The 25,449-nt window shown below is 62.5% G+C and carries 21 protein-coding genes; 9 read left to right on the forward strand and 12 right to left on the reverse strand.

The window, feature by feature from the left end; translation table 11 throughout:
• Positions 1 to 13 precede the first annotated feature (13 nt).
• The 4 genes from hslU to argS all read right to left on the reverse strand — a co-directional run bounded on the left by hslU (position 14) and on the right by argS (position 4,744).
• On the reverse strand, positions 14 to 1,342 hold the full coding sequence (gene hslU / locus ACPW75_RS22155) for an HslU--HslV peptidase ATPase subunit (protein WP_425904369.1): 1,329 nt from the start codon (positions 1,340 to 1,342) through the stop codon (positions 14 to 16).
• A 92-nt stretch (positions 1,343 to 1,434) separates the two neighbouring features.
• The gene (gene hslV / locus ACPW75_RS22160; RefSeq protein WP_005306539.1) at positions 1,435 to 1,968 is read right to left on the reverse strand and encodes an ATP-dependent protease subunit HslV; all 534 of its coding nucleotides are present in this window, start codon (positions 1,966 to 1,968) and stop codon (positions 1,435 to 1,437) included.
• 187 nt (positions 1,969 to 2,155) lie between these two features.
• Positions 2,156 to 2,995: an SPOR domain-containing protein gene (locus ACPW75_RS22165; protein WP_077095714.1), complete on the reverse strand. Its 840-nt coding sequence runs from the start codon at positions 2,993 to 2,995 to the stop codon at positions 2,156 to 2,158.
• Between the two features lie 3 nt (positions 2,996 to 2,998).
• Positions 2,999 to 4,744, reverse strand: a complete 1,746-nt coding sequence (gene argS / locus ACPW75_RS22170; RefSeq protein ID WP_029302311.1) for an arginine--tRNA ligase — start codon at positions 4,742 to 4,744, stop codon at positions 2,999 to 3,001.
• Positions 4,745 to 5,057: 313 nt separating this feature from the next.
• Here argS and ACPW75_RS22175 point away from each other — a divergent pair, with 313 nt between their 5' ends.
• From ACPW75_RS22175 to ACPW75_RS22185, 3 genes are all read left to right on the forward strand, one after another.
• Positions 5,058 to 5,624, forward strand: a complete 567-nt coding sequence (locus ACPW75_RS22175; protein ID WP_179101348.1) for an LON peptidase substrate-binding domain-containing protein — start codon at positions 5,058 to 5,060, stop codon at positions 5,622 to 5,624.
• 132 nt (positions 5,625 to 5,756) lie between these two features.
• Positions 5,757 to 6,326, forward strand: coding sequence for a sigma-70 family RNA polymerase sigma factor (locus ACPW75_RS22180; RefSeq protein WP_179101347.1), 570 nt, complete (start codon positions 5,757 to 5,759; stop codon positions 6,324 to 6,326).
• A complete protein-coding gene (locus tag ACPW75_RS22185) occupies positions 6,319 to 6,984 on the forward strand; it encodes a ChrR family anti-sigma-E factor (RefSeq protein ID WP_077095711.1) in 666 nt (221 codons plus the stop codon). The genes ACPW75_RS22180 and ACPW75_RS22185 overlap by 8 nt, the downstream gene beginning before the upstream one ends.
• Before the next feature lie 62 nt (positions 6,985 to 7,046).
• Here the strand turns inward: ACPW75_RS22185 and bacA are convergent, their stop codons facing one another.
• The 6 genes from bacA to galE form a co-directional block, all read right to left on the reverse strand.
• On the reverse strand, positions 7,047 to 7,862 hold the full coding sequence (gene bacA / locus ACPW75_RS22190) for an undecaprenyl-diphosphate phosphatase (RefSeq protein WP_016352313.1): 816 nt from the start codon (positions 7,860 to 7,862) through the stop codon (positions 7,047 to 7,049).
• 192 nt (positions 7,863 to 8,054) lie between these two features.
• Positions 8,055 to 9,065, reverse strand: coding sequence for an aldo/keto reductase (locus ACPW75_RS22195; RefSeq protein ID WP_077095710.1), 1,011 nt, complete (start codon positions 9,063 to 9,065; stop codon positions 8,055 to 8,057).
• A 185-nt stretch (positions 9,066 to 9,250) separates the two neighbouring features.
• Positions 9,251 to 10,243 (reverse strand): galactose-1-epimerase, encoded by a 993-nt coding sequence (gene galM / locus ACPW75_RS22200; protein WP_179101346.1) that lies wholly within the window; start codon positions 10,241 to 10,243, stop codon positions 9,251 to 9,253.
• A 64-nt stretch (positions 10,244 to 10,307) separates the two neighbouring features.
• On the reverse strand, positions 10,308 to 11,456 hold the full coding sequence (gene galK / locus ACPW75_RS22205) for a galactokinase (RefSeq protein WP_011707767.1): 1,149 nt from the start codon (positions 11,454 to 11,456) through the stop codon (positions 10,308 to 10,310).
• On the reverse strand, positions 11,453 to 12,511 hold the full coding sequence (locus ACPW75_RS22210) for a UDP-glucose--hexose-1-phosphate uridylyltransferase (protein ID WP_077095743.1): 1,059 nt from the start codon (positions 12,509 to 12,511) through the stop codon (positions 11,453 to 11,455). Before ACPW75_RS22210 ends, galK begins: the two co-directional genes overlap by 4 nt.
• A gap of 106 nt (positions 12,512 to 12,617) precedes the next feature.
• On the reverse strand, positions 12,618 to 13,631 hold the full coding sequence (galE, locus tag ACPW75_RS22215) for a UDP-glucose 4-epimerase GalE (protein ID WP_077095708.1): 1,014 nt from the start codon (positions 13,629 to 13,631) through the stop codon (positions 12,618 to 12,620).
• A 204-nt stretch (positions 13,632 to 13,835) separates the two neighbouring features.
• Here galE and ACPW75_RS22220 point away from each other — a divergent pair, with 204 nt between their 5' ends.
• From ACPW75_RS22220 to ACPW75_RS22245, 6 genes are all read left to right on the forward strand, one after another.
• Positions 13,836 to 14,840 carry a substrate-binding domain-containing protein gene (locus ACPW75_RS22220; protein ID WP_011707764.1) on the forward strand — a complete coding sequence of 335 codons (1,005 nt, stop codon included), beginning with the start codon at positions 13,836 to 13,838 and terminating at the stop codon, positions 14,838 to 14,840.
• 218 nt (positions 14,841 to 15,058) lie between these two features.
• On the forward strand, positions 15,059 to 18,136 hold the full coding sequence (locus tag ACPW75_RS22225) for a beta-galactosidase (protein ID WP_077095707.1): 3,078 nt from the start codon (positions 15,059 to 15,061) through the stop codon (positions 18,134 to 18,136).
• 234 nt (positions 18,137 to 18,370) lie between these two features.
• On the forward strand, positions 18,371 to 19,357 hold the full coding sequence (gene mglB / locus ACPW75_RS22230) for a galactose/glucose ABC transporter substrate-binding protein MglB (protein ID WP_011707762.1): 987 nt from the start codon (positions 18,371 to 18,373) through the stop codon (positions 19,355 to 19,357).
• 54 nt (positions 19,358 to 19,411) lie between these two features.
• Complete coding sequence (gene mglA, locus ACPW75_RS22235; RefSeq protein ID WP_011707761.1) at positions 19,412 to 20,932, forward strand: galactose/methyl galactoside ABC transporter ATP-binding protein MglA; 1,521 nt, start codon at positions 19,412 to 19,414, stop codon at positions 20,930 to 20,932.
• A 16-nt stretch (positions 20,933 to 20,948) separates the two neighbouring features.
• Entirely contained in the window at positions 20,949 to 21,959 is a 1,011-nt protein-coding gene (mglC, locus tag ACPW75_RS22240; RefSeq protein WP_011707760.1) for a galactose/methyl galactoside ABC transporter permease MglC, read from the forward strand.
• Between the two features lie 51 nt (positions 21,960 to 22,010).
• The gene (locus ACPW75_RS22245; protein ID WP_077095706.1) at positions 22,011 to 23,744 is read left to right on the forward strand and encodes a methyl-accepting chemotaxis protein; all 1,734 of its coding nucleotides are present in this window, start codon (positions 22,011 to 22,013) and stop codon (positions 23,742 to 23,744) included.
• Positions 23,745 to 24,345: 601 nt separating this feature from the next.
• Here ACPW75_RS22245 and ACPW75_RS22250 read toward each other — a convergent pair.
• Positions 24,346 to 24,714: a CopG family transcriptional regulator gene (locus ACPW75_RS22250; RefSeq protein WP_011707758.1), complete on the reverse strand. Its 369-nt coding sequence runs from the start codon at positions 24,712 to 24,714 to the stop codon at positions 24,346 to 24,348.
• Position 24,715: 1 nt separating this feature from the next.
• The gene (locus ACPW75_RS22255; RefSeq protein ID WP_011707757.1) at positions 24,716 to 25,363 is read right to left on the reverse strand and encodes an AAA family ATPase; all 648 of its coding nucleotides are present in this window, start codon (positions 25,361 to 25,363) and stop codon (positions 24,716 to 24,718) included.
• Positions 25,364 to 25,449: the final 86 nt, after the last annotated feature.

The raw sequence follows: 25,449 nt of genomic DNA on the forward strand, positions 1-25,449 counted from the left end.
CCTCGTTCTCGATTTACAGGATAAAGCGGCTCAGATCCTCGTCTTCAATCAGCTTGCCGAGGTGGGCGTTGACGTAGTCGGTGTCGATGACGAAGGTCTCGCCGGATTTCTCGGAGGCGTCGTAGGAGATATCTTCCATCAGGCGCTCCATCACGGTGTGCAGGCGGCGGGCACCGATGTTTTCGGTGCGCTCGTTGACCTGCCAGGCCGCTTCGGCCAGACGGCGGATGCCATCCTTGGTGAACTCGATCTTGACCCCTTCGGTGGCCATCAGTGCCTGGTACTGATCGGTCAGCGAGGCGTTCGGTTCGGTCAGGATCCGCTCGAAGTCATCGGTGGTCAGTGCGGTCAGCTCGACCCGGATCGGCAGGCGGCCCTGCAGCTCGGGGATGAGGTCCGACGGCTTGGCGATCTGGAAGGCGCCGGAGGCAACGAACAGGATGTGGTCGGTCTTGACCATGCCGTGCTTGGTGTTGACGGTGCAGCCCTCGACCAGCGGCAGCAGGTCGCGCTGCACCCCTTCACGGGAGGCATCGGGGCCCGAGCTCTCGCCACGCTTGCAGATCTTGTCGATCTCGTCGAGGAAGACGATGCCGTTGTTCTCGACCGCGGCAATGGCCTTCTGCTTCAGCTCTTCCGGATTGACCAGACGGGCCGCTTCCTCTTCGATCAGCGCCTTCATGGCCTCTTTGACCTTGATCTTGCGCTTCTTCTTCTGGTTCTGGCCCAGGTTCTGGAACAGCCCCTGCAACTGGTTGGCCATCTCTTCCATGCCCGGCGGGGTCATGATTTCGACGCCCATCGGGGAGGCGGAAAGCTCCAGCTCGATCTCTTTGTCATCCAGCTGACCTTCCCGCAGTTTCTTGCGGAAGATCTGGCGGGTGTTGGAGTTGTCGGCTTTCTCCTCCTCGCCCCAGCTGTTGCGCGGGTTGGGCAGCAGGGCGTCGAGGATGCGCTCTTCGGCGGCTTCCTCGGCGCGGTATTTCATCTTCTCCATCTCGGTTTCGCGCACCAGCTTGATGGCGGCATCGGTCAGATCGCGGATGATGCTGTCTACTTCCTTGCCGACATAGCCCACTTCGGTGAACTTGGTCGCTTCCACCTTGATGAAGGGGGCGTTGGCCAGCTTGGCCAGACGACGGGCGATCTCGGTCTTGCCGACGCCGGTCGGGCCTATCATCAGGATGTTTTTCGGGGTCACTTCATGGCGCATCTCTTCATCGAGTTGCATCCGGCGCCAGCGGTTGCGCAGGGCGACGGCGACCGCGCGCTTGGCGTCGGCCTGGCCGATGATGTGACGATCCAGCTCGTGGACGATTTCTCTCGGGGTCATCTCGGACATGATGGCGTTCCTGTATCCGGGGCGGGCAGGACCCACCCCTTGGAAAATGGGGTTTGGCTGGCGGCCCTATGTGGCGGCCCTATTTCGCCGACTTATTTAGCTGAATAATCCAGCACTTCGATGGTGTGGTTGCCGTTGGTGAACACACAGATGTCGCCTGCAATCTTGAGGGACTTCTCGACGATGCTCTTGGCGTCGAGTTCGGTGTTCTCCAGCAGGGCGATGGCGGCGGACTGGGCAAAGTTGCCGCCGCTGCCGATGGCGATGAGATCGTGCTCAGGCTGCACCACGTCACCGTTGCCGGTGATGATGAAGGATTTGTGCTCGTCGGCGACGGCCAGCAGGGCCTCGAGGCGGCGCAGGGCGCGATCGGTGCGCCAGTCCTTGGCCAGCGCCACGGCGGCGCGCTCCAGGTTGCCCTGATGGGCCTGCAGTTTGGCTTCGAAGCGCTCGAGCAGGGTGAAGGCGTCGGCGGTGCCGCCGGCGAAACCAGCCAGTACCTTGCCGTTGTAGAGGCGATGAACCTTGCGGGCGTTGCCCTTCATGACGGTGTTGCCAAGGGAAACCTGGCCATCGCCACCGATGACGACCTGACCGTTGCGGCGAACTGAAACTATGGTAGTCACTTTACTTACCTCGCTTGAGCCGAATGACGGCCTGACTGTGCATGGCAAGAAAGATGGGGATGGCAAACCGGCTTTTCAAGCCTGCGGTTTGGCGAGATCAACGGGGCGGGAGAGGAGCGGTGGCAAGTGGCACCAAAAGAAACAGGGCCGGGTGTTGCCACCCGGCCCTGTGGTATGAACGCGGCGATCAGCCCTTCTTGGGGATGCAGCCGCTGATGCCGGAGCCCTGCAGCTTGCGGTTGGCCGCATCGGCCGCCGCCTTGCCGCTGAAGGGGCCGACCATCACCTTGTAGACGGCGCCACCGGCCCCGTTGACCACCTGCAGGCTGGAAGAGAGCCCGGCGGTGAAGGCGATGCGCGCCTTGAGCGATTCGGCGGAATCCTGCGAGCGCAGGGCGGCGCACTGCATCATGTAGCGTTCGTTGTCGGCCGTTGCAGGCGGGGTCGCCGCCTTGGCCTTGGCGGCCTCGGCCCGTTCCCGCTCCAGTTCGGCCCGCAGCTCCCGTTCCATCCGGTCCCGTTCGGCCTTGCGGTCGATCACCTGCTCCTGGGCACTGGCCACCGGTGCGCCGGTCGCCGGCTTGGCCGGTTGTACCGGTTGCGGCTTGTAGGGCTGCACCTGACCGATGGGGGTACCCGGCTGGGGAATGTCGGTCGGCACCGGTTGCGGCAGCTTCTCCGGCTGCAGGGTCATGGTTTCCGCCGGCGGTGGCGGCAGCACGCCCGGCTGGGGCGGCGGCTCGGTGATATCGACCTGCTTGTTCTCCAGCCGTTCGATATAGCTCCACTTCTCCTGCGGCAGACCGTTGTTCTGTGTCTTGGGCTTGTTGGCTTTCACCTGCTCTTCGATGGTCGGGGCATCATGACCCTTGCCACTGATGGTGTAGAGGAAGCCGCCGAACCCTGCCAGCAGCGCCCCGGCCAGCAGGGCCGGGATAACAGGAAAGCGGCGAGGTGCCGCTTTCTTGGTGTTGCGACCACCCGCCCGACGTCGCGGGCGGCTGCCGACATAATCCCGGGTCGCCATCTATTACATGCGCTCCAGGGTGTGGATGCCCAGTACGCCCAGACCCAGCTTGAGGACCTTGGCGGTGGCGGCGCACAGCAGCAGACGGCTCTGACGGGTCGCTTCGTCGACGCCATCCTTGTTGATCGGGCAGGCTTCGTAGAAGGTCATGAAGTTGCCGGACAGCTCGTACAGATAGGTACAGAGCAGGTGCGGCATGCCCTTGTCCGCCACGCCGTTGACCGCGTCGGAGAACTGGATCAGCTTCTGGGCCAGCACCTCTTCCGCTTCCTCGTTCAGCACCACATGACCGCTCAGGGTGTCGGCATCGACGCCGGCCTTGCGGAAGATGGACTGGATGCGGGTGTAGGCGTACTGCAGGTACGGCGCCGTGTTGCCTTCAAAGGAGAGCATCAGGTCCCAGTCGAAGATGTAGTCGGTGGTACGGTTCTTGGAGAGATCCGCATACTTGACCGCGCCCATGGCGATGGCGTGCACCACCTGGGCCTTCTCTTCGGCAGAGAGGTCGCTGTTGCGGCTCTCCAGCAGGGCGCTGGCGCGCTCTTCGGCTTCGTTCAGCAGTTCGACCAGCTTGACGGTACCGCCGGAACGGGTCTTGTAGGGACGGCCGTCCTTGCCCAGCATCATGCCGAAGGCGTGGTGCTCGAGCGGTACGGATTCCGGCACATAGCCCGCCTTGCGGGTGATGGTCCAGGCCTGCATCAGGTGCTGGTGCTGACGGGAGTCGATGAAGTACATCACCCGGTCGGCGCCCAGGGTTTCGTAACGGTATTTGGCACAGGCGATGTCGGTGGTGGTGTAGAGGAAGCCGCCATCGCTCTTCTGGATGATGACGCCCATGGGCTCGCCATCCTTGTTCTTGTACTCGTCCAGGAAGACGACGGTGGCGCCTTCGCTCTCGACCGCCAGACCGCGCGCTTTCAGATCGGCGACGATCTCCGGCAGCATGTCGTTGTACATGGACTCGCCCATGATGTCCTTGTTGGTCAGGGAGACATTCAGGCGGTCGTAGTTGCGCTGGTTCTGCTCCATGGTCATGTCGACCAGCTTCTTCCACATGGTGCGGCAGTACTCATCACCGCCCTGCAGCTTGACCACGTAGTTGCGCGCGCGCTCGGCGAAGGCTTCGTCTTCGTCGTAGTGACGCTTGGCCTGGGTGTAGAAGGCTTCCAGATCGCGCAGCTCCATGTCGGAGGCGTGCTCGTTGGCCATCTTCTCCAGATAGGCGATCAGCATGCCGAACTGGGTACCCCAGTCACCGATGTGGTTGGCACGCACCACCTTGTGGCCGAGGAACTCCAGCGCACGGGCGGCCACGTCACCGAGGACGGTGGAGCGGATGTGGTGCACCGCCATCTCCTTGGCCACGTTGGGGGCGGAGTAGTCCACCACCACGGTCTGCGGCGCCGGCAGCTTCACGTTGGCGTTGGCAGAGGCGACCATGGCCTCCACCTGACCGGCCAGCCAGCTCGGGTCAAAGAAGAAGTTGATGAAGCCGGGGCCGGCGATCTCGACCTTGGCGATCAGATCGGAGGCGGGCAGGTGCTCGATGATGGCAGCGGCCAGCTCACGGGGATTCTTGCGGGCCGGTTTGGCCAGCAGCATGGCCAGGTTGGTGGCCAGGTCGCCGTGAGCCTTCTCCTTGCATCGGTCTACTTGCACGCGGGCTTCCAGGTCCGCCGGCAGGACGCCCGCTGACTTCAGATTGGCTACCGTTTGTTCAAGTAGATGATGAATATGCTCTTTCATAACTGACCACCAAGGTTGCGCGTCGAAAAATGACTGATATATAAGGGCGTGAATTTTACCCGCATCGGCCCGAGAAAACTATAGGGACGGCCCGCCGGAGTTGGACGGGCGGATATTTCACTGCATTTGGCACCGTAATCCAGAATATTGGACGGAAATTGTGGTGCTTATCCATTTCTACTGCATATCGAAGCGGCTTGTCCAGGCTATTTTCCCCTGATTGTTAAGGGGTTTTTTATTCCAACTCGTTCTGAATGATCTGCCCCGTCGGCACGGTCGTATCAACAGGGACCTTTTACCGAGGAATCTGTCGATGAAACTGGCGCTGTTTCCCCTCTCGGCCCATCTGCTGCCCGGCGGCATCATGCCGCTGCGCATCTTCGAGCCCAGATACCAGCGCATGATCGCCCAGGCGGGAGATCAGGGCTTCGCCCTCTGCATGCTGGATCCCCGCCAGCCCGATACGCTGCGCAACATGTACCCCATCGCCACCCGGGTGCGGATCGTCGACTTCGATCAACTGCCGGACGGCCTGCTCGGCATCACGGTGCTTGGCATGGAGCGGGTCAGGATCACCGATCTGTGGCAGGAGGCAGACGGCTTGCGGATTGGGGAGGTGGAGCAGTTGCCCCCCTGGCGTACCGGCCGGCTCAATGCCGACCAGCACTCGCTGGCCAGGGCGCTGCAGGAGGTGTTCGAGGACTACCCGGAATACGCGGCCCTCTATCGCAACCCCGACTGGGGCGATGCCAGCTGGGTGGCCCAGCGCTGGCTGGAGGTGCTGCCGATCCCGGTGGAGCAGAAGCAGTGGCTGGTGGCGGCGGAAGACAACCAGCCGGCGCTCTCCCTGCTGAGCGGGTTGCTGGTCGCCAGCCATTGAGCCCTCTTTGATACGGCGCCGGTGATCCTTTTGCCGCGGCGCACGTATTGGCACTCATCACCCTCTTCAAGGTACGGCGCCATGGCATATACTGGCCAATCACAATCGACTCCGCACAGGATATCGCCCCCCATGGATGACCCCGCCGGCGATCTGAAATCCCTGCTGGTGCGGGTGGCCGAGCATGGCGACAAGGCCGCCTTCGCCACCCTGTTCCAGCACTTTGCCCCGCGCATCCGCAGCTACGGGCTGCGCCACCTCGGCAGCGAGGCCAACGCCATGGAACTGGTGCAGGAGACCATGTTGCTGGTGTGGCAGAAGGCCCGGCTCTATCACCCCGACAAGGGGGGTGCCACCACCTGGATCTACACAGTGATGCGCAATCAGGGCTTCGACATGCTGCGCCGACGCCGCGCCAGCAAAGAAGAACTCTGTGCCGAGGAGCTGTGGCCCATGCTGGAGTTCAGGGCGGAAGAGGAGCACCTGAGCGGCGGCGAAGACGCCGTGCTGACCCGCCAGATGGCCCATTACGTCGGTACCCTGCCGGAATCGCAGCAGCAGGTGGTGCGCGGCATCTACCTGCAGGAGCTCTCCCAGCAGGAGCTGGCAGACCGGCTCGGCGTGCCGCTCGGCACCATCAAATCCCGCCTCAGACTGGCATTACAAAAATTGAAGGAACAAGTGGAGCAAGGCCATGATTAAAGCCCATCCCGTTCAGGCCATGTTGCGCGCCTTTGCCGCCGACGAACTGCCCCTGCCGCTGGCCGTCGGCGTTTCCGCCCACTGCGAGCTCTGCCCCGATTGCGCGGCCCGGCTGCGGGCCTGCGAAGAGGAGCTGGCCCGGCAATACCTGGCGCCGGCCGAAGAGTGCGAGCCCTTGCCGGCGGCGTTCGATGCCATGCTGGCCGGCATCCTGCAGCAGCCGGTGGCCAGTGCGGCCGCGTTGAGTCAGTCGGCGGCGGTCCAGCCCGAGCTGCAGGTGGCGGGCCAGTCGTACCGGTTGCCGCGGGTGCTGGCCCGACATCACGCCTCCAGCTGGCGCCACATCGGTGCCATCCGGCAGGTGAGCCTGCCGCTCGACGAGCAGGGGGCCCGCGCCAGCCTGCTGCACATAGAGGCGGGTGGCCGCATCCCGGAGCACACTCACAAGGGCTACGAGCTGACCCTGCTGCTGGCTGGCACCATCGAAGATGGCGACATCCGCTATCAGGCCGGGGACTTCATCTGGCGCGATGCCAGCCACGCCCACAGCCCGCACACCCCGGACGGCTGCCTCTGCTACACGGTGCAGGATGCGCCGGTCCAGTTCACCAAGGGATTGTCGCGGCTGCTCAACGGCATCAGCCATCGCCTCTACTGAGCCATGGCGGCAATAAAAAAAGGGACCCTCGAGGTCCCTTTTTGCATGGTGTCGCGGCCGGATCAGGCGACGAACACCAGATAGACGGCGAAGGCCACCACGAAGCGGTAGATGGCGAACGGGATGAAGTCGAGGCGACGGATCAGCGCCAGGAAGGTCTTGATGGCGATCATGGCCACCACGAAGGCGGTGATGAAGCCCACCGCGAACATGGGGAAGTCGGCCATGGAGAGCAGATCCCGGCTCTTGTAGAGATCCAGCCCGCTGGCCGCCACCATCATGGGTACCGCCAGGATGAAGGAGAACTCGGCCGCCGCCTGGCGGCTGATCCCCATCAGCATGCCGCCGCTGATGGTGGCACCGGAGCGGGAGAAACCGGGCCAGAGCGCCAGACACTGGAACAGACCGATACCGAGCGCCTGCTTGTAGCTGATGTCGTCCAGGGTTTCGGAGCGCACTGCCGGGCGGAACTTCTCGGCGATGATCAGCAGGATGCCGCCGGCCACCAGGGCGTACATCACGGTCTGTGGGCCGAACAGATTAGCCTTGATCCAGCTGTGGATGGCGAGGCCGATGATCACGGCAGGCAGCATGCCGAGGATGATGTGCACCAGCGAGAGGGTGGCGTGTCCCTGCGCCGGTTTCTGGCCGAAGTGGATGCCGATCAGGCCAAACAGGCGGCGCCAGAACACGGCAACCACCGCCAGGATGGAGCCCATCTGGATCACCACTTCGAAGGTGGCAGCCTTGGGGCCGTCGAAGCCAAGCAGGTGGCCGACGATGATCATGTGGCCGGTGGAGGAGACGGGGAGGAACTCGGTCAGGCCCTCCACTATGCCCAGCACGAAGGCGACAAACAGGGCGTAAGACTCTGTCATGTTTCAGATCTCTTGATTATTGGTCCGGATGAAGTCGGCCCCGAGCCGAGCCAGGGGCGACCAATGATGGAGGAAAATCGGGCGGGCAACCAGTGAATATTGTGTCGGTGGCAGGCCCCGCCGGCGGGATCGACGGAGGGGCCATGGGTTTTCGTTCGGGTCAGATTTGTTCGCCGTCGGCCTTGGCCCCGATCAGGCGGTGCCCTGACTGGCCAGGATCCCCTCGATTTGCTGCAGCAGCGCCGCATCCAGCGGGGGCTGGGCCTGGGCTTCCACCGCGCTGACAATCTGCTGCGGGCTGCTGGCACCGATCAGGGCACAGCTCACCACAGAGTCGCGCAGCACCCACTGCAGCGCCAGTTGCGACAGCGGCTGGCCCCGCTGCTGCGCCAGCGCGTGCAGGGCACGGATGGTGGCCAGCTTCCCGGCGGTGATCTGCTCGGGCTTGAGGAAGGGGCTGGCACTGGCGGCGCGCGAATCTGCTGGAATGCCGGCCAGGTAGCGATCGCTCAGCAGCCCGCCGGCCAGCGGGGAGAAGGCGACCACCCCCATGCCGTGTTCGCGGCAGACCGGCAGGGTTTCGGGCTCAATATCGCGCTGGAACAGGGAGTATTTGAGCTGATTGACGAGACAGGGGGTGCCCAGCTCCGCCAGCCGGGCGGCGGCCTGTGCGGCGAGCGGGGCCGGGTAGTTGGAGAGGCCGACGTAGAGCGCCTTGCCCTGACGTACCATCAGGGCCAGCGCCTGACAGGTCTCCTCCAGCGGGGTGCGCGGATCCGGTCTGTGGTGATAGAAGATGTCCACGTAGTCCAGACCGAGCCGGCGCAGGCTCTGGTGCAGGCTGGCAAACAGGTATTTGGCACTGCCGCCGTCGCCGTAGGGGCCATCCCACATGATGTATCCCGCCTTGCTGGCGATGATGAGCTCGTCCCGATAGGGAGCCAGGCTCCCCTTGAGCAGCTTGCCGAAGGTGATCTCGGCCGACCCCGGCGGCGGCCCGTAGTTGTTGGCCAGATCGAAGTGGGTGATACCCAGATCGAACGCCTGGTGCACCATGGCTTTCGCGGTGGCGGGATCGCACTCGGCGCCGAAGTTGTGCCAGAGGCCGAGAGCTATGCCGGGCAGGCGCAGGCCGTGGCGACCGGCGGGTCGATAGGGCTGGCGCTGATAGCGGTCGGGGGCGGCGAGGTAGTGATCATCCATAACGACTCCTTGCGTGGACTTGTGTGCGAGCGGATGTGACGGGTGACCCCGCGCCCTCTTCATCCGCCATATCGGCGTGGGGAAGATCGCGCGGGGCCAGCGTGTAGTCAGAGTGCCGCGAAATGGTGACGCCGCCCCGGCCTCGCCTGGGGTGGTCAGCGCAGGCTTGGCGGAGGGCGCCGGGGTCAGCCGGCGGCGATAAAGCGATAACGGGTCTGGTGGCGATAGGTCTGCCCCGGCAACAGCCAGGGATCCCCCAGCTCGGGCCGGTTGGGGCTGTCCGGCAACTGCTGAGCCTCCAGACAGAAGCCGGCGTGATCCTGATGGAGTTGGCCATCGCGTGCCGGCGTATTGGCCAGCCAGTTGCCGGTGTAGAACTGCAGCGAGGGCTGGTTGGTATAGACCTCCATCGCCAGCTGCCGATCCCCCGAGACCACCCGCGCCGCCCACTCGGCGGTCGGCCCGTTGAGCACAAAGGCGTGGTCATACCCCTTGGCCTGTTGCTGCTGGGGGTGGCTCAGCCAATCTTGTCCGATAAGGCGTTCGTGGCGCAGATCGAACGGCCCCTCCACCGGTGCGAGCGCGAGCGGCAGTCCGCTCGGGTCGGTCGGCAGGAAACGGTCGGCATTGAGGCGGATGAGGTGGCCGCGAACATCGCCGTCGGCGGCTTGTCCATCGAGATTGAAGTAGGTGTGGCTGGTGAGGCTGACCGGGGTCACGGCATCCGTGCTGGCGACGAAATCCACCACCAGATCGCACTGCTCCAGCCGGTACTCCAGCGTGACCCGCAGGTTGCCGGGAAAGCCCTGCTCCCCGCTACGGGAGAGCAGGGTCAGTCTGACCCGGTCCGCCTCCCGCTCCTTGATCTGCCAGTGCTGGCGATGAAACCCCGCCCGTCCGCCGTGCAGGCAGTGGGGCGGCTGGTTGGCATCCAGCGGCCAGCGCTGGCCGTCGCGCAGCAGTTCGGCGCCGCCGATGCGGTTGGCAAAGCGCCCCGCCACCGCCCCCAGCCACACCTGCTGGGCGGGGTAGGCCTCATCGGCACAGCCCAGCAGCACTTCACGGCGCCCGCCCGCCACCGGCAGGGTGAGGGAGGTGAGGGTGGCGCCGAAATCGAGGCCGCGCAGGCGCAGCCCCTCCTCGTTTTCCAGCTCGAACGGGATCATGGCATCGCTCATAGTCTGCCTGCACCTGTGTTGCCGATCCGGCAGACGTCGCCGTCGGTCTGCATCATCAATGGGCTCATAGTTTTCCCGCCCCCGCGCTGGCGCGGCAGACGTAGCTGTCGGCCTTGAGGCCGAAGCGGGCCGGGTACTCGGCATCGACCGCGGCGATCACCTCGGCCACCTTGTCGGGGTGCAGCAGGGCGACCACGCAGCCACCGAAGCCGCCACCGGTCATCCGCACACCGCCTTCGGTGCCGATCCTGGCCTTGATGATCTCCACCAGACCATCGATGGCGGGCACGGTAATTTCGAAGTCATCGCGCATGGCGGCGTGGGAGTCGGCCATCAGCTCGCCGAGGCGCACCAGATCCCCTTGCGCCAGCGCGTCGGCGGCGGCCAGGGTGCGGCTGTTGTCGCCCACCACGTGACGGGCACGGCGGTAGCAGACCTCATCCAGCCCGGCCTTGCCCGCTTCCAGCGCCGCCAGATCCAGATCGCGCAGCGCCTTGACCCCGTAGTGACGGGCGGCGGCTTCGCACTGCTGGCGGCGGGTGTTGTATTCACTGTCCACCAGGCCGCGGCGCACGTTGGAGTTGACGATCAGCACCGCCAGATCGGTGGGCATGGGGATGAGGCGGGTTTCCAGCGAGCGACAGTCGAGCAGCAGGGCATGATCCTGTTTGCCGCTGGCGGAGATCATCTGGTCCATGATGCCGCAGTTGCAGCCGACGAACTGGTTCTCCGCCTGCTGGCCGTTGAGGGCAATCTCGGCCTGCGTGATGGCGAGCCCAAGTGCCTCCTTGAAAGCCTGGCCGATAGCCACCTCCAGCGAGGCGGAAGAGGAGAGGCCGGCCCCCTGCGGCACGTTGCCGGAGACCACCAGATTGAGGCCGCGCAGCGGATAGCCTCGTTCCTGCAGGTACTTCACTACCCCGCGGATGTAGTCGCTCCAGCGCTGGTCGGCATGGTGGCCGATGGGCTGGTCGAGATCGAACAGGTCGCGCTGGTTGCCGTAGTCGGCGGCGATCACGTGCACCAGGCTGTCATCGCGCAGGCCGATGGCGACGCAGGTCTCGTAGTCGATGGCGCAGGGCAACACGAAGCCGTCGTTGTAGTCGGTGTGCTCGCCGATGAGGTTGACGCGGCCGGGGGCCCGCACCAGCAGGTCGGGTTGTTGCTCAAACTGCTCGGCAAACACGGCGCTGACGCGCTGGCTCGGGGTCATGGGGCCTCCTCGTTGGCCTGATTGGTCTGGTTGTAGTGAATGGGGGAAAGCACCCGCAGCCGTTCCGCGGCTTGTTCCGGGGTAAGGTCACGCTGGGTCTCGGCCAGCATCTCGAAGCCCACCATGAATTTGCGCACCGTGGCGGAGCGCAGCAGCGGCGGATAGAAGTGGGCATGCAGTTGCCACGCCTCTGGGCAGTCGGAGCGGGGCGGAGCAAAGTGCCAGCCCATGGAGTAGGGGAAGCTGCACTCGAACAGGTTGTCGTAGCGGCTGGTGAGCTCCTTGAGCGCGATGGCCAGATCTTGCTGCAGCTCGGGGGTGAGGTCGAGCAGAGAGGGAACGTGGCGCTTGGGCAGCAGCAGGGTCTCGAACGGCCAGGCCGCCCAGAAGGGCACTACCGCCAGCCAGTGGGCGGTCTCCACCACGATACGGGATCTGTCTTTGAGCTCCCGCTCCACGTAGTCGACCAGCAGCGGGCGGCCGTGCTCCGCCAGCCAGTCGCGCTGGTGCTGCTCTTCGCGGGCAATTTCATTGGGCAGGAAGTCGCTGCCCCACAGCTGACCGTGGGGGTGCGGGTTGGAGCAACCCATGACGGCGCCCTTGTTTTCAAACACCTGCACCCACTCCCACTGGGCCGACAGCTCGGCCACCTGCTCCATCCAGGTGGTGATCACCTGCTCGATGGCAGGCAGGGGCAGTTCGGGCAGGGTCTTGCCGTGATCCGGCGAGAAGCAGATGACCCGGCTGGTGCCACGGGCGGCTTCCAGCTTGAGCAGGGGATCCTGCTCGCCACTGGCGGCCGGGGTGTCCTGCATCAGGGCGGCGAAGTCGTTGGTAAAGACGAAGGTGTCCCGATAGTCGGGGTTCTGGTCACCGGTGACGCGCTTGTTGCCGGCACAGAGGAAACAGTCGGGGTCATGGGCCTGGCTCGGCGCCTGGCTCACCTTCTCGACCTGGCCCTGCCAGGGACGCTTGGCTCTGTGAGGGGAGACCAGCACGTATTGGCCGGTCAGCGGGTTGAAACGACGGTGGGGGTGATCAACCGGGTTGAACATCATCACTCCTCAAGCTCAATAAAAGGAATTGCGGGCAGTGATGAGGGCGGGTGCGCCGCTCATCTGTGACCCCTCTCCCGCGACGGAAGAAGGGAGCAAAAGGACATCACGCCTCGTACCCCTGGGGGTTGGCGGATTGCCAGCGCCAGCTGTCGGCGCACATGGCGGCCAGATCTCTTCGGGCTCGCCAGCCCAGCTCGCGCTCGGCCTTGGCGGGATCGGCCCAGCATTCGGCGATGTCGCCGGGACGTCTTGGTTCGATGCGATAGGGCAAGGGGCGGCCGCTGGCCGTCTCGAACGCCGTGACCATCTGCAGCACGCTCTGGCCCTGGCCCGTGCCCAGGTTGTAGACGTGTACGCCACCTTTGTTGGCGCAGTGCTGCAACGCTTTGACGTGCCCTTCGGCGAGATCCATCACGTGGATGTAGTCGCGCACGCCGGTGCCGTCGACAGTAGGGTAATCGTTACCAAAGACGGAAAGGCAGTCGCGCCGGCCGATGGCGACCTGGGTCAAAAACGGCATGAGGTTGTTGGGGATCCCCTGGGGATCTTCCCCCATGGTGCCCGACTCGTGGGCGCCGACCGGGTTGAAGTAGCGCAGCAGGGTCATGCTCCAGTGCGGCTCGGCCCGCTGCAGATCCTCGAGGATCTCTTCGATGATCAGCTTGGAGCGGCCGTAGGGGTTGGTGGCGCTGCGCGGGAAATCTTCCCGGATGGGGGTGCTGGCCGGGTCGCCGTAGACGGTGGCCGACGAGCTGAACACCAGGTTATGGACGCCGGCCCGCTGCATCGCCTGCAGCAATACCAGGGTGCCGCTCAGGTTGTTCTCGTAGTATGCGAGGGGGAGGCGGGTGGACTCGCCGACCGCCTTGAGGGCGGCGAAGTGGATCACTGCGTCGATCCGTTGCTCGCTGAAGATGCGATCCAGCAGGGCCGGGTCACGGATGTCCCCCTGATAGAAGCGGGGCTCGCGCCCGCTGATGGCGGCGATGCGAGCCAGTACGCCCGCCTTGCTGTTGCAGAGGTTGTCCACCACCACGGGCTCCATGCCAGCCGCTTGCAGTGCCAGGCAGGTGTGGCTGCCGATGTAGCCGCAGCCGCCGGTGACCAGTACTTTCATCCTCATCTCCACGCTGAAAAAAGCCTGTGAAGGAGTCTAGCCGAGGGGCCGGCGGGCAAACTGTGAACTGGCTAACAAATATGTGTAAACGATTACACTTGTTTTGATGGTCATCATTTCAGCAATATGGTTTTCCCCCCTGTTATCAGTGACATTGCTCGGTATAATGGCGCCATCCCGAGCCGTGAAATAAGTGAAAACAGCATGAGTACCATCAAGGATGTCGCCCGTTTGGCCAACGTATCGGTGGCAACGGTTTCACGGGTGATGAACAACTCACCCAAGGCCAGTGCCGCTTCCCGCGAGGTGGTACAGAAGGCCATGGCCGAACTGGGCTACACCCCCAATGCCAACGCGCGGGCACTGGTCAGCCAGACCTGTGACACCATGGGGGTGCTGGTGGGCGACGTGGCGGATCCCTTCTTCGGCGCCCTGGTCAAGGGGGTGGCCGCGGTGGCGGTGGAACAGGGCCTGCACCTGTTGATGGGTAATGGTTTTCACAAGGCACGGCAGGAGCGCGAATCCATCGAACTGCTGATCGGCAAGCGCTGCGAGGCGCTGGTGGTGCACAGCAAGGCGCTGAGCGACGAGGAGCTGATCGACTACGCGCTGCGGGTGCCCGGCATGGTGCTGATCAACCGCGACATCCCGGCACTCAAGGGGCGCTGCATCGCCCTCAACAACCGGCAGGGGGCGGCCACGGCGACCCGCCATCTGCTGGAGCTGGGCCACCGCCACATCGCCTTCCTCAGTTCGGATCACGCCATCGAAGATGCCATCCTGCGGCTGCAGGGCTATCAGGATGCGCTGGCCGAGGCGGGGCTGCGCGCCGATCCCGAGCTGGTGGAGAGCGGCATGCCCAACGAGGAGGGCGGCGAGCGCGCCATGCTCAACCTGCTGGCCAAGGGGCTGCCCATCACGGCCGTGGTGGCCTACAACGATGCCATGGCGGCGGGGGCCATTTCGGTGCTGGCGGACAACGGCCTCAAGGTGCCGGAGGAGGTGTCGGTGGTGGGCTTCGATGACATCATCTATGCCAGATACCTGCGCCCCAAGCTCTCCACCATGCGCTACCCGGTTGAACTGATGGCTGCCCAGGCGGCCAAGCTGGCACTGCAGCTGGCGGCGGGCGAAAGCGAGGCGGTGCAGAGCCGCATTTACACCCCGACCCTGATCAACCGCCACTCGGTGGCGCCCGTTCGAAGCTGATCCCTTTCATTTACCTCCGTTTATCGCTCCGGATCGCCGTTTTTGCGGCGCCTGATCCGGAGCCTTCGCCTTTTACCTGCATTTAGCGCATTTTTACCCTGTTTTACTTAACAAATTCAGTGTAATCGTTTACATCTGTGTGAGCGAGATCGCCGATCACCGGGCAAAACTCCCCTACACTGCATACGTTTTCGGCGTTCATGCAGGGAGAGAGAAGAATGCTCAGGGAGATAGTGGCCCGTCAGGACTGGCAGACCCAGGCGATTACCGCAGTGAATCGGTTGCCTGCCCATACCCCCTTGTTCAGTTGGCGCAGCGAAGCTGCGGCGCGGGATGATCTCGCCTCGCCATCGCGTACCCTGCTGGATGGGGAGTGGCGTTTCTCCTTCTTCGCGGCGCCCGAGCTGGTGCCGGAGCAGTGGCTGGTCGAGGATCTGCCGGATGCCTGTCCCATCAAGGTGCCGGGCAACTGGCAGCTGGATGCGGCCTACCCAGGGTTGCGGCCTGCGACGGATGTGCCCATCTACACCAACATCAAATATCCGTTCCCGTGCGATCCACCGCGGGTGCCGGCCGAGAATCCCACCGGCTGCTACTCCCGCGAGTTCTGCGTGCCGGCCGACTGGCTCGCCAGCGGTCAGACCCGGATCATCTTCGACGGGGTGGACAGTGCCTTTCACCTCTTCTGCAACGGTCGCTGGGTCGGTTACTCCCAGGACAGCCGGCTGCCTGCCGAATTTGACCTGACCTCTTTCCTCTGCGGCGGTGACAACCGGCTGGCAGTGCTGGTGCTGCGCTGGTCTGACGGCTCCTACCTGGAAGATCAGGACATGTGGCGCATGAGCGGTATCTTCCGCTCCGTCAGCCTGCTGCACAAACCGGTCCGCCATCTGATGGACATCCGGGTCACCCCAGAGCTGGACGCCTGCTATCGCGATGGCCGCCTCAAGATCGCGTTGCAGGCGGCCAATGGGGTCGGTCTGTCGGTGGCGGCCAATCTCTATGACGGCGGCGAGCGGGTGGCGACCCTGCGCCAGCCGATCGGCACGCAAGCCATTGACGAGAAAGGGGCGTATGACGATCGCGCCGAGTGCTGGCTCGAGGTGGCGGCCCCGCGCAAGTGGAGCGCCGAGACCCCCCACCTCTATCGCCTCACCCTGACTCTGCTGGACGAGCAGGGGGAACCCATCGAGAGCGAAGCCTATGACGTGGGCTTTCGGGCGGTGGAGATCCGTGGCGGACTGCTGCGGGTCAACGGCCAGCCGCTGCTCATTCGCGGCGCCAACCGCCACGAACACGATGCGGCCAGCGGCCATGTGGTGACCCCCGCCGCTATCGAGCAGGATCTGCTGTTGATGAAGCGGCACAACTTCAACGCGGTGCGCTGCTCTCATTACCCCAATCACCCCGAGCTTTATCGGCTGTGCGACCGGCTCGGCCTCTACGTGGTGGACGAGGCAAACCTGGAGACCCACGGCATGACCCCCATGGGGCGGCTGGCACGAGATCCCGCCTGGAGCAACGCCTTCCTGGAGCGGGTGACCCGCATGGTGGCTCGCGACTTCAATCACCCCAGCATCATCATCTGGTCCCTTGGCAACGAGTCAGGCTACGGCTCGGCCCACGATGCCATGTATGGCTGGGTCAAGCAGTCGGATCCGAGCCGTCCGGTGCAATACGAAGGGGGTGGGGCCGATACGCCGGCCACCGACATCATCTGCCCCATGTATGCCCGCACCCACCAGGATCAGCCTTTCCCGGCGGTGCCCAAGTGGGCGCTGGCCAAGTGGATCGGCCTGCCGGGGGAGACCCGCCCGCTGCTCCTGTGTGAATACGCCCACGCCATGGGCAACAGCCTGGGGGGCTATGCCCACTACTGGCAGGCATTTCGCGATCATCCGCGGTTGCAGGGTGGTTTCGTCTGGGATTGGGTCGATCAGGGACTGGACAAGCTGACCGATGATGGCCGCCATTTCTGGGCCTATGGCGGTGATTTCGGCGATACCCCGAATGATCGCCAGTTCTGCTGCAACGGTTTGGTTTTCCCTGACCGCACCCCTCATCCCGCCCTGTTTGAGGCCAAGCGGGCCCAGCAGCCGTTCGGGTTGAGGCTGCTCGAGCGCCAGCCGCTGACGGTCGAGATCCGCAGCGAATACCTGTTTCGCGAGACGGACAACGAGCGGCTGCAGTGGCGGCTGTGCGAAGACGGCGTAGTGGTGAGCCAGGGTGAATGCCCACTCACCCTGGCACCGCAGGGAAGCATGACGCTGACTCTGCTGGAGCGGCTGCCGGCCTTTGCGCCGGGGGCGCTCGCCTGGCTGGATCTCGCCATCGTGCAGCCCGCCGCCACGCCCTGGTCAGCGGCTGGTCACGAGGTGGCGCGCCAGCAATGCATGCTGCCTGCGCCGCTGGCACTGCCCGCCACCCGCACGCCGGCCACCTTTATCGAGCTGGCGGATGGCTGGCAGATCCGGGCGGCCGCCAGCGAGTGGCGGCTGGACAAGGCCAGCGGCCGCGTCCAAAGCTGGTGCAAGCTGGGGCGCGAGCAACTGAAAGAGGCCATAGCCGATCATTTCTATCGGGCACCGCTCGACAACGACATCGGTACCAGCGAGGCGGACCACGCCGATCCCAACGCCTGGATCGCTCGCTGGCAGGAAGCCGGGCTCAATGAGTTGCAGCACCGCTGCCTCGATCTGGTAGTGAGCCCTGACCAAGGGGTTGTGACGGTACGCCACGGCTACTTCGTCGGCGATACGCTCAAGCTGCTGACCCGCTGGCGCCACGAATTCGATCAGGATGGCGCCATGCGCCTTGCCATCGAAGTGGAAGTGGCGGCCGAGATGCCATCTCTGCCACGTATCGGCGCCCGGCTCTGGCTGACCGACGAGGTGCTGGTGACAGGGGAGGAGGTGAGCTGGCTGGGGCGCGGTCCGCATGAGAATTATCCGGATCGCCTGCTGGCTGCCGACCTCGGTCGCTGGCAGTCGTCGCTCGATGCGCTGCACACCGCGTATGTGTTCCCGACCGACAACGGACTGCGCTGTGACACCCGCCAGCTGCAGCTGGGTAGTGTCGAGGTCGAGGGGCTGTTCCATTTCAGCTTGAGCCGCTTCAGTCAGCAGCAGCTGGCACAGGCCCGCCATCAGACCGATCTGGTGGCCGAGGGAGGGCTGCACCTCTGTCTCGATGGCTTTCATATGGGGATTGGGGGCGATGACTCCTGGAGCCAGAGCGTGCGGCCGGAATATTGGTTACAGCCGGGCGGCTACTATTGGAACTGTGTTCTACGCTGAATCTGAGTGATTGCTTAACAAGAGAGAGCCTCGTTCAGGGCTCTCGCGTCGGCAATCAAATGTAACTGCATGATTTTTAATTGATTTGTTGCTATGTAACAGAGTGTAAACGTTTTCATTTTGTTGTCATGATCACAGATTGTCATACAACAAACTGATTACATTAGGCTGGCGCCAGTTCACTTGGTGTACAGCATTCCCTACAAAAACAGATAGAGAGATCGGAGCATAACAATGAAAAAGATCACGACCATTGCCGCCGTACTGATGAGCCTGATGGCTGGGGCCACCGCTCATGCCGAAACCCGCATCGGGGTGACCGTCTACAAATACGACGACAACTTCATGGCGGTAGTGCGCAAGGCAATCGAGAAGGAAGCGGCGGCCAACCCGGGGGTGGAGCTGCTGATGAATGACTCCCAGAATGACCAGTCCAAGCAGAACGATCAGGTCGACGTACTGCTGGCCAAAGGCGTGAAGGCGCTGGCCATCAACCTGGTTGACCCGGCGGCGGCCCCGGTCGTGATCGAGAAGGCCCGTGGCGAGGACGTGCCCGTGGTGTTCTACAACAAGGAGCCGAGCGCTGCCGATCTCGCCAGCTATGACAAGGCTTACTACGTGGGTACCGACTCCAAGGAGTCAGGCATCATCCAGGGTCAATTGATCGCCAAGCACTGGAAAGCCAACCCGGCCTGGGATCTGAACAAGGATGGCGTCATCCAGTTCGTGCTGCTGAAAGGGGAGCCGGGTCACCCCGATGCCGAAGCCCGTACCACCTACGTCATCAAGACCCTGAACGACGGCGGCATCAAGACCGAGCAACTGCACATGGATACCGGTATGTGGGATACCGCCATGGCCAAGGACAAGATGGACGCCTGGATCTCCGGCCCCAACGCCAACAAGATCGAAGTGGTCATCGCCAACAACGATGGCATGGCGATGGGTGCCGTCGAGTCGCTGAAGGCTCAGGGCAAGACCGCCATCCCGGTATTCGGGGTTGATGCTCTGCCGGAAGCGCTGGCACTGGTCAAGAGCGGTGCCATGGCCGGTACCGTGCTGAACGATGCCGCCAACCAGGCCAAGGCGACTTACGAGCTGACCAAGAACCTGGCAGAAGGCAAAGCGGCCGGTGAAGGTACCAAGTGGAACATCGTCAACAAGGTTGTGCGCGTTCCCTACGTTGGTGTCGATGCTGACAACCTGTCCAAATTCGAATAATTCCCTCCTCCCGGGCAAGGGGTCTCCCCTTGCCCTCAGTTTCAACCAGATGTGATGGCTGATATGACAACACAGCAACAATCAGAATGGCTGTTGGAGATGATTGACGTCAGTAAAAGCTTTCCCGGCGTCAAGGCACTCGATAATGTCAATTTACGGGTCCGTCCTCATTCTGTGCATGCGTTGATGGGCGAGAACGGGGCAGGAAAATCCACGTTGCTCAAGTGCCTGTTCGGCATTTACGAGAAGGATCAGGGCAAGATCTTCTTCAAGGGGCAGGAGATCAACTTCACCTCCTCCAAAGAGGCGCTGGAGAATGGCGTCTCCATGGTGCATCAGGAGTTGAACCTGGTGCTGCAACGCTCGGTGATGGACAACATGTGGCTCGGTCGCTATCCCACCAAGGGGCTGTTCGTCGACCACGGCAAGATGTATCAGGACACCAAGCATATCTTCGACGAGCTGGACATCGACATTGACCCGCGGGTCAAGGTCGGTACCCTCTCCGTCTCCCAGATGCAGATGATCGAGATCGCCAAGGCGTTCTCCTATGACGCCAAGATCGTCATCATGGACGAGCCCACCTCCTCGCTGACCGAGAAAGAGGTGAGCCACCTCTTCAAGATCATCAACAAGCTCAAGGAGAAGGGCTGCGGCATCGTCTACATCTCCCACAAGATGGAAGAGATCTTCCAGCTGTGTGACGAGATCACCATATTGCGGGATGGCCAGTGGGTGGCGACCCAGCCGCTCAAGGGCATGACCATGGATCAGATCATCGGCATGATGGTCGGTCGTGAGTTGACCCAGCGCTTCCCGGAGAAGACCAACCAGCCGAAAGAGGTGATCCTCGAAGTCGAGCACCTGACGGCGAAGAACCAACCCTCCATTCAGGACATCACCTTCAACCTGCACAAGGGGGAGATCCTCGGCATCGCCGGACTGGTGGGGGCCAAGCGTACCGACATCGTCGAGACCCTGTTCGGCATCCGTGATCGCAGTGAAGGGATCATCAAGCTGCACGGTCAGCCGGTGGCGAACCACAATGCCCACGAGGCAATCCGCAACGGCTTTGCACTGGTGACCGAGGAGCGGCGCTCCACCGGCATCTATTCGCGTCTCGATATCGCCTTCAACTCCTTGATCGCCAACATGGACAACTACAAGGGTTCCATGGGGCTGCTCAGCGACAACAAGATGAAGAGCGATACCCAGTGGGTCATCGACTCCATGCGGGTCAAGACACCGACCCAGCAGACCCAGATCGGTTCCCTCTCTGGGGGCAACCAGCAGAAGGTGATCATCGGCCGCTGGCTGCTGACCCAGCCGGAGATCCTGATGCTGGATGAACCGACTCGCGGCATCGACGTGGGGGCCAAGTTCGAGATTTACCAGCTCATCTTGGAGCTGGCGAAGAAGGACAAGGGCATCATCATCATCTCGTCGGAAATGCCCGAACTGCTCGGCATCACGGATCGCATCATGGTCATGAGCAATGGCCGGGTCGCCGGGATCGTCAATACCAAAGAAACTGACCAGAGCGAGATACTGCGCCTGGCATCTCTGTACCTCTAGAGACAGGAAGACATTTATGGAGTCGGCTAAAAATTTCAATCTGATGCGGGCGCTCAAGGAGAACGGCATCTACGTGGTGCTGCTGGTGCTGCTCATGATCATCGTGATCAAGGAACCCTCCTTCCTGAGTCTCACCAACTTCAGCAACATCCTGACCCAGTCTTCGGTACGGGTCATCATTGCGCTGGGGGTGGCTGGCATCATCATCACCCAGGGTACGGATCTGTCGGCCGGTCGTCAGGTCGGCCTGGCAGCGCTCATCGCGGCGACCATGCTGCAGGCGCTGACCAACGTCAACAAGGTGTTTCCCAGCCTGGGCGAAGTGCCTATTCCGGCGGTGATCCTGCTGGTGTGCGTGGTGGGGGCCCTGATCGGTCTGGTCAACGGCCTTATCGTGGCTTATCTGAACGTCACCCCGTTCATTACCACCCTGGGGACCATGATCATCGTCTACGGTATCAACTCCCTCTACTTTGACTCGGTGGGCGCCTCGCCGGTAGCCGGTTTCGATCCTCGTTTCTCCAGCTTCGCGCAGGGGTTCATCAAGCTGGGCGGCTTCAAGCTATCCTATCTGACCTTCTACGCCGCTATCGCCAGCGTGTTCGTCTGGGTGCTGTGGAACAAGACCCGCTTTGGCAAGAACATCTTCGCCATCGGCGGCAACCCGGAAGCCGCCAAGGTTTCGGGCGTCAACGTGGCAGTCAACCTGGTGATGATCTATGCGCTGGCAGGGGTGTTCTACGCCTTCGGCGGCATGCTGGAAGCGGGCCGCATCGGCAGTGCTACCAACAACCTTGGCTTCATGTATGAACTCGATGCCATCGCCGCCTGCGTGGTGGGCGGGGTGTCGTTTGCCGGCGGGGTGGGCACGGTCGCCGGGGTGATCACCGGGGTACTCATCTTTACATTGATCAACTATGGTTTGACCTATATCGGGGTCAGCCCTTACTGGCAGTTCATCATCAAGGGCGGCATCATCATTCTGGCGGTGGCGCTGGACTCCATGAAGTACGCCAAGAAGAAATAACGATTGGCAGAGAGGGTTGGCAGTGCCAGCCCTCTCTTCTGGAGGGATCCCATGCCATTCAAGGTCAAGATTTACGTCCTGTTGCTGCTGGCCATTCTGGTCACCATCGGCACTGCCTGGTTCAGCGTCAATCACTTCATCAGCGCCTACATCCGCACCCAGGCCACTCAGAACATCAACGAGCAGATCACCTTGGTCAAAGAGAAGCTGGCCAGCGACATCAATCAGAAAATCCTGCTGGCGGCCAACCTCAACTTCGGGGTGACCAACGTCAAGAAGACGCTGGAAGAGACCGGCTTTCACAATATCGTCAAGGTTATTGGCGACATGGCGTTCGACGTGAGCGGGGTCATCAACGATACGGCCAAGGTTGATGCGCTGCGCAAGCTGATCCCCGCCGCCAACAACCAGATCACCGTCAGCCCGCTGCAGCAGGTGGATGGCAAACCCGTCATCTCCATTCTGGTGCCGCGAGGGGCTGACTCAGCCTACCTTTATTACCTCGACATGAGCGAGTTCAAGAACCTGCTGGAGAAGGTGAGCGGCGAGGGGCGTTACTTCTCGCTGGCCGATGGCCAGGGCAATGTGCTCTACAGCAGCAAGCCGCAGGGGGAGAACGAGGCTCGTCCCAATCCGCTGGATATCCGTGGCAGCAGCTGGACGCTGACCGGCTACATCGATCTCGACTACATCCGCACCATGACCCAGGCGCTCAACGGCCAGATCATCATGGCGTTGCTCGGGGTGGCGGTGGTGGTGATGGTGCTCGCCGTACTGGCGCTCAATCTCGCTTATCGTCCCATCCTTTCGCTGCGGGACCTGGTGCTGGAGCTCTCCCGTGGCAGCGGCGATCTGACTCGCCGGCTGGCGGTAACCAGTACCGATGATCTGGGCCAGATTTCGGCCGGCATCAACCGCTTTATCGAGCGGCTGCAGGAGATGATGAACGAGGTACGACAGGCCAGCGGCCAGCTCAACAGCGGTATCGAGGGGCTGGCCAGCCAGACCGGCGCCGCCCAGTCCCTGCTGGCGGATCATGTGCGGGAAACCGAACAGGTGGTGACCGCCATCAATGAGATGAGCCGCACCGCCGTCTCCGTCTCGGAGAGTGCGGCCAGCACGGCCCAGTTGACCGGCCAGAGCCAGCAGCTGGCGAGCCAGTCCCGCCAGGTGGTGGATCAGGCCATGGCCAGCGTGATGGCGCTGGTGGACGAGGTGGAGGCCACTGCCCGCTCCATCGAGGCGATGCAGCAAGATGTGCAGCAGATTGGTTCAGTACTGGGCGTGATTGGCAGCATAGCCGAGCAGACCAACCTGCTGGCCCTCAACGCCGCCATCGAGGCGGCCCGTGCTGGCGAGCAGGGGCGCGGTTTTGCGGTGGTGGCCGACGAGGTGCGTTCCCTCGCCGCTCGCACCCAGCAGAGCACGGCGGAGATTCAGGCCATGCTGGCCAGTCTGCAGCGGGGTACCCAGACGGTGGTGGATGCCATGAGCAACACCAAACAGAGTTGCCAGGGGGCGGCCGAGAACACTACCAGGGTCAATGAGTCGCTGGATCTGATGGCGGGAGAGGTGGTGGAGATCAACGATCTTATCAGCCACATCGCCACGGCGGCGGAACAGCAGAGTGCGGTAGCTGAAGAGATCAATCGCAACATGAGTGCGATTGCCGAGGTGATCCGCCAGCTGACTCACAACGGGGAGGAGACGGTAGCCAGCTCCGCTGCGATGCAGCAGACCTACGACAGGCTGCGGGAGATCGTGGGCCACTTCCGGCTCGAGTAGATGCCGGAGGCTGGGCGCCGAAGAAAAATGGCCAAAAAAGATGGGGGCGACTTGCGTCGCCCCCGATAGTCTTATCGCTCATGTCCTTGAACGAAGTTGCTCCCTGCAATCCCTGACTATACCTCTTCCTTTAGGTTTCCCCTTCCCAATCCTTTGTGGTGTCCTTTAGCCATCATGGCCTGACGAGTCATCCGTTCCCGTCGCACTTTCTCCGTCCTGGGAGGTGTCCTTTACCACATCCTGTGGTGAGTCCATTTGCCCAACCCTGGCAGCCAGTCTTCCTGACCGACTTCATTGCGTCCGTGCAGGAGTAACTATAAGGATTTCACGGGGCACGACAACGGCAGATTGAAAAACGTTTTTACGCATCTCGTTACGAAGGAAACCTGTTTCGATATATTTCATTTTAAATCAATGCTTTATTTTGTTTGTGTTCAGGTTTTTTGATCCTATCTTCCGACTATCGCGAGAGCTTTTTCGGCGCTTTGCTCACGAGGTGAATGGCGAATGTCTCACACGCCGTTTAACCAGGGTTCAGAAAGGGATAAGGGGAGCAGAGCGCGGGGAGCTGGGGGTGATAATCAGTGACACGACTGTCGTGTCAGTTGTGTTCCTGTAGCCGTTCATAGATGGTTTGGCGTTCTTCCGGGCTCAAGGAGGAGAAGTAATGGGTAAACAGACGCAGCAACAGGGATTTGTTCATGCCATCCTGCTGGGTCAGGCTGCCAAGCTCATCGATGGCGGTGGTACTCAGGGAAAAGGTCGCTTTTTTGTAGCTGGGTTTCAGGTGTTCACCATTCTCGATGAAGGCGAGTGCAGTGAGGGCTTCCTCCCGATGAAGATTCAGCTCCAGGCTGACAACCTTGGGTTTGCCCTTGGCGTAGAAGTCAGCATCTTCGATGAACTCGTCAATGGTGAACTTCTTCTGATGATGCAGGTTGTGTTTCTTCTTCAGGTCGGCAAGGCCCATCTCACACCCCCAGCTCCAGAAACTCCTTGGCGATGGCCCGGATCTCTTCGGCAGATTTGCCATCCGGTTCTATTTCCATCACCGACAACCCCTTCTCCTCGCTGTCATCGTAGACATTGCGGCCATAGGTAATGGAGTTGAGTACGTCGACACCGAAGGAAGAGCACACCTCCTTGGCCTCCAGGATCCGCTTCACCTGGTTGGGGAGGGCAGGGCACTGAGTCAGCACCACGGCCGCCCGCAGGCTGGGGTTGACCATCTTGCAGGTGGTGATGAGGTCTTCCATGTGCGGCAAGGTCTTGAGATCGCGGCGTTTGGGGCGCAGCGGGATCAGGGCGTGGGTGGCAACTGCCATGGTGGAACGCAGAGCCCGGTTGTCCTGGCCGCCGCAATCGACGATGAGATAGTCATAGCGGTTCTTCAGGCTGAGCAGGTCGTTGCGGATGTTGCCGTAGAGCTGAACACAATTTATCTGGGGCAGGTCCGGATTGTCATTGCGCTCCTGGATCCAGTCCGAGGTGGTGCGCTGTGGATCGCAATCGACCAGCAACACCTCGCCATGAAATTGGGTCCTGAGGTAAACCGCCAGATTCTGGGCCAGGCAACTCTTGCCGCTCCCCCCTTTTTCGCCACCGACCAGCAGGATCATGACCGTCCCCTATCCCTATGAAAAACAGCTGCATTGAGTATAGGAGGGGGTTGGGCCATGACAAGCCAAGAGGAGGTGGCCTCCTC

Origin of the sequence: Aeromonas sp. FL131, from assembly GCF_049860615.1 — a bacterium.
GTDB lineage: Bacteria > Pseudomonadota > Gammaproteobacteria > Enterobacterales > Aeromonadaceae > Aeromonas > Aeromonas hydrophila.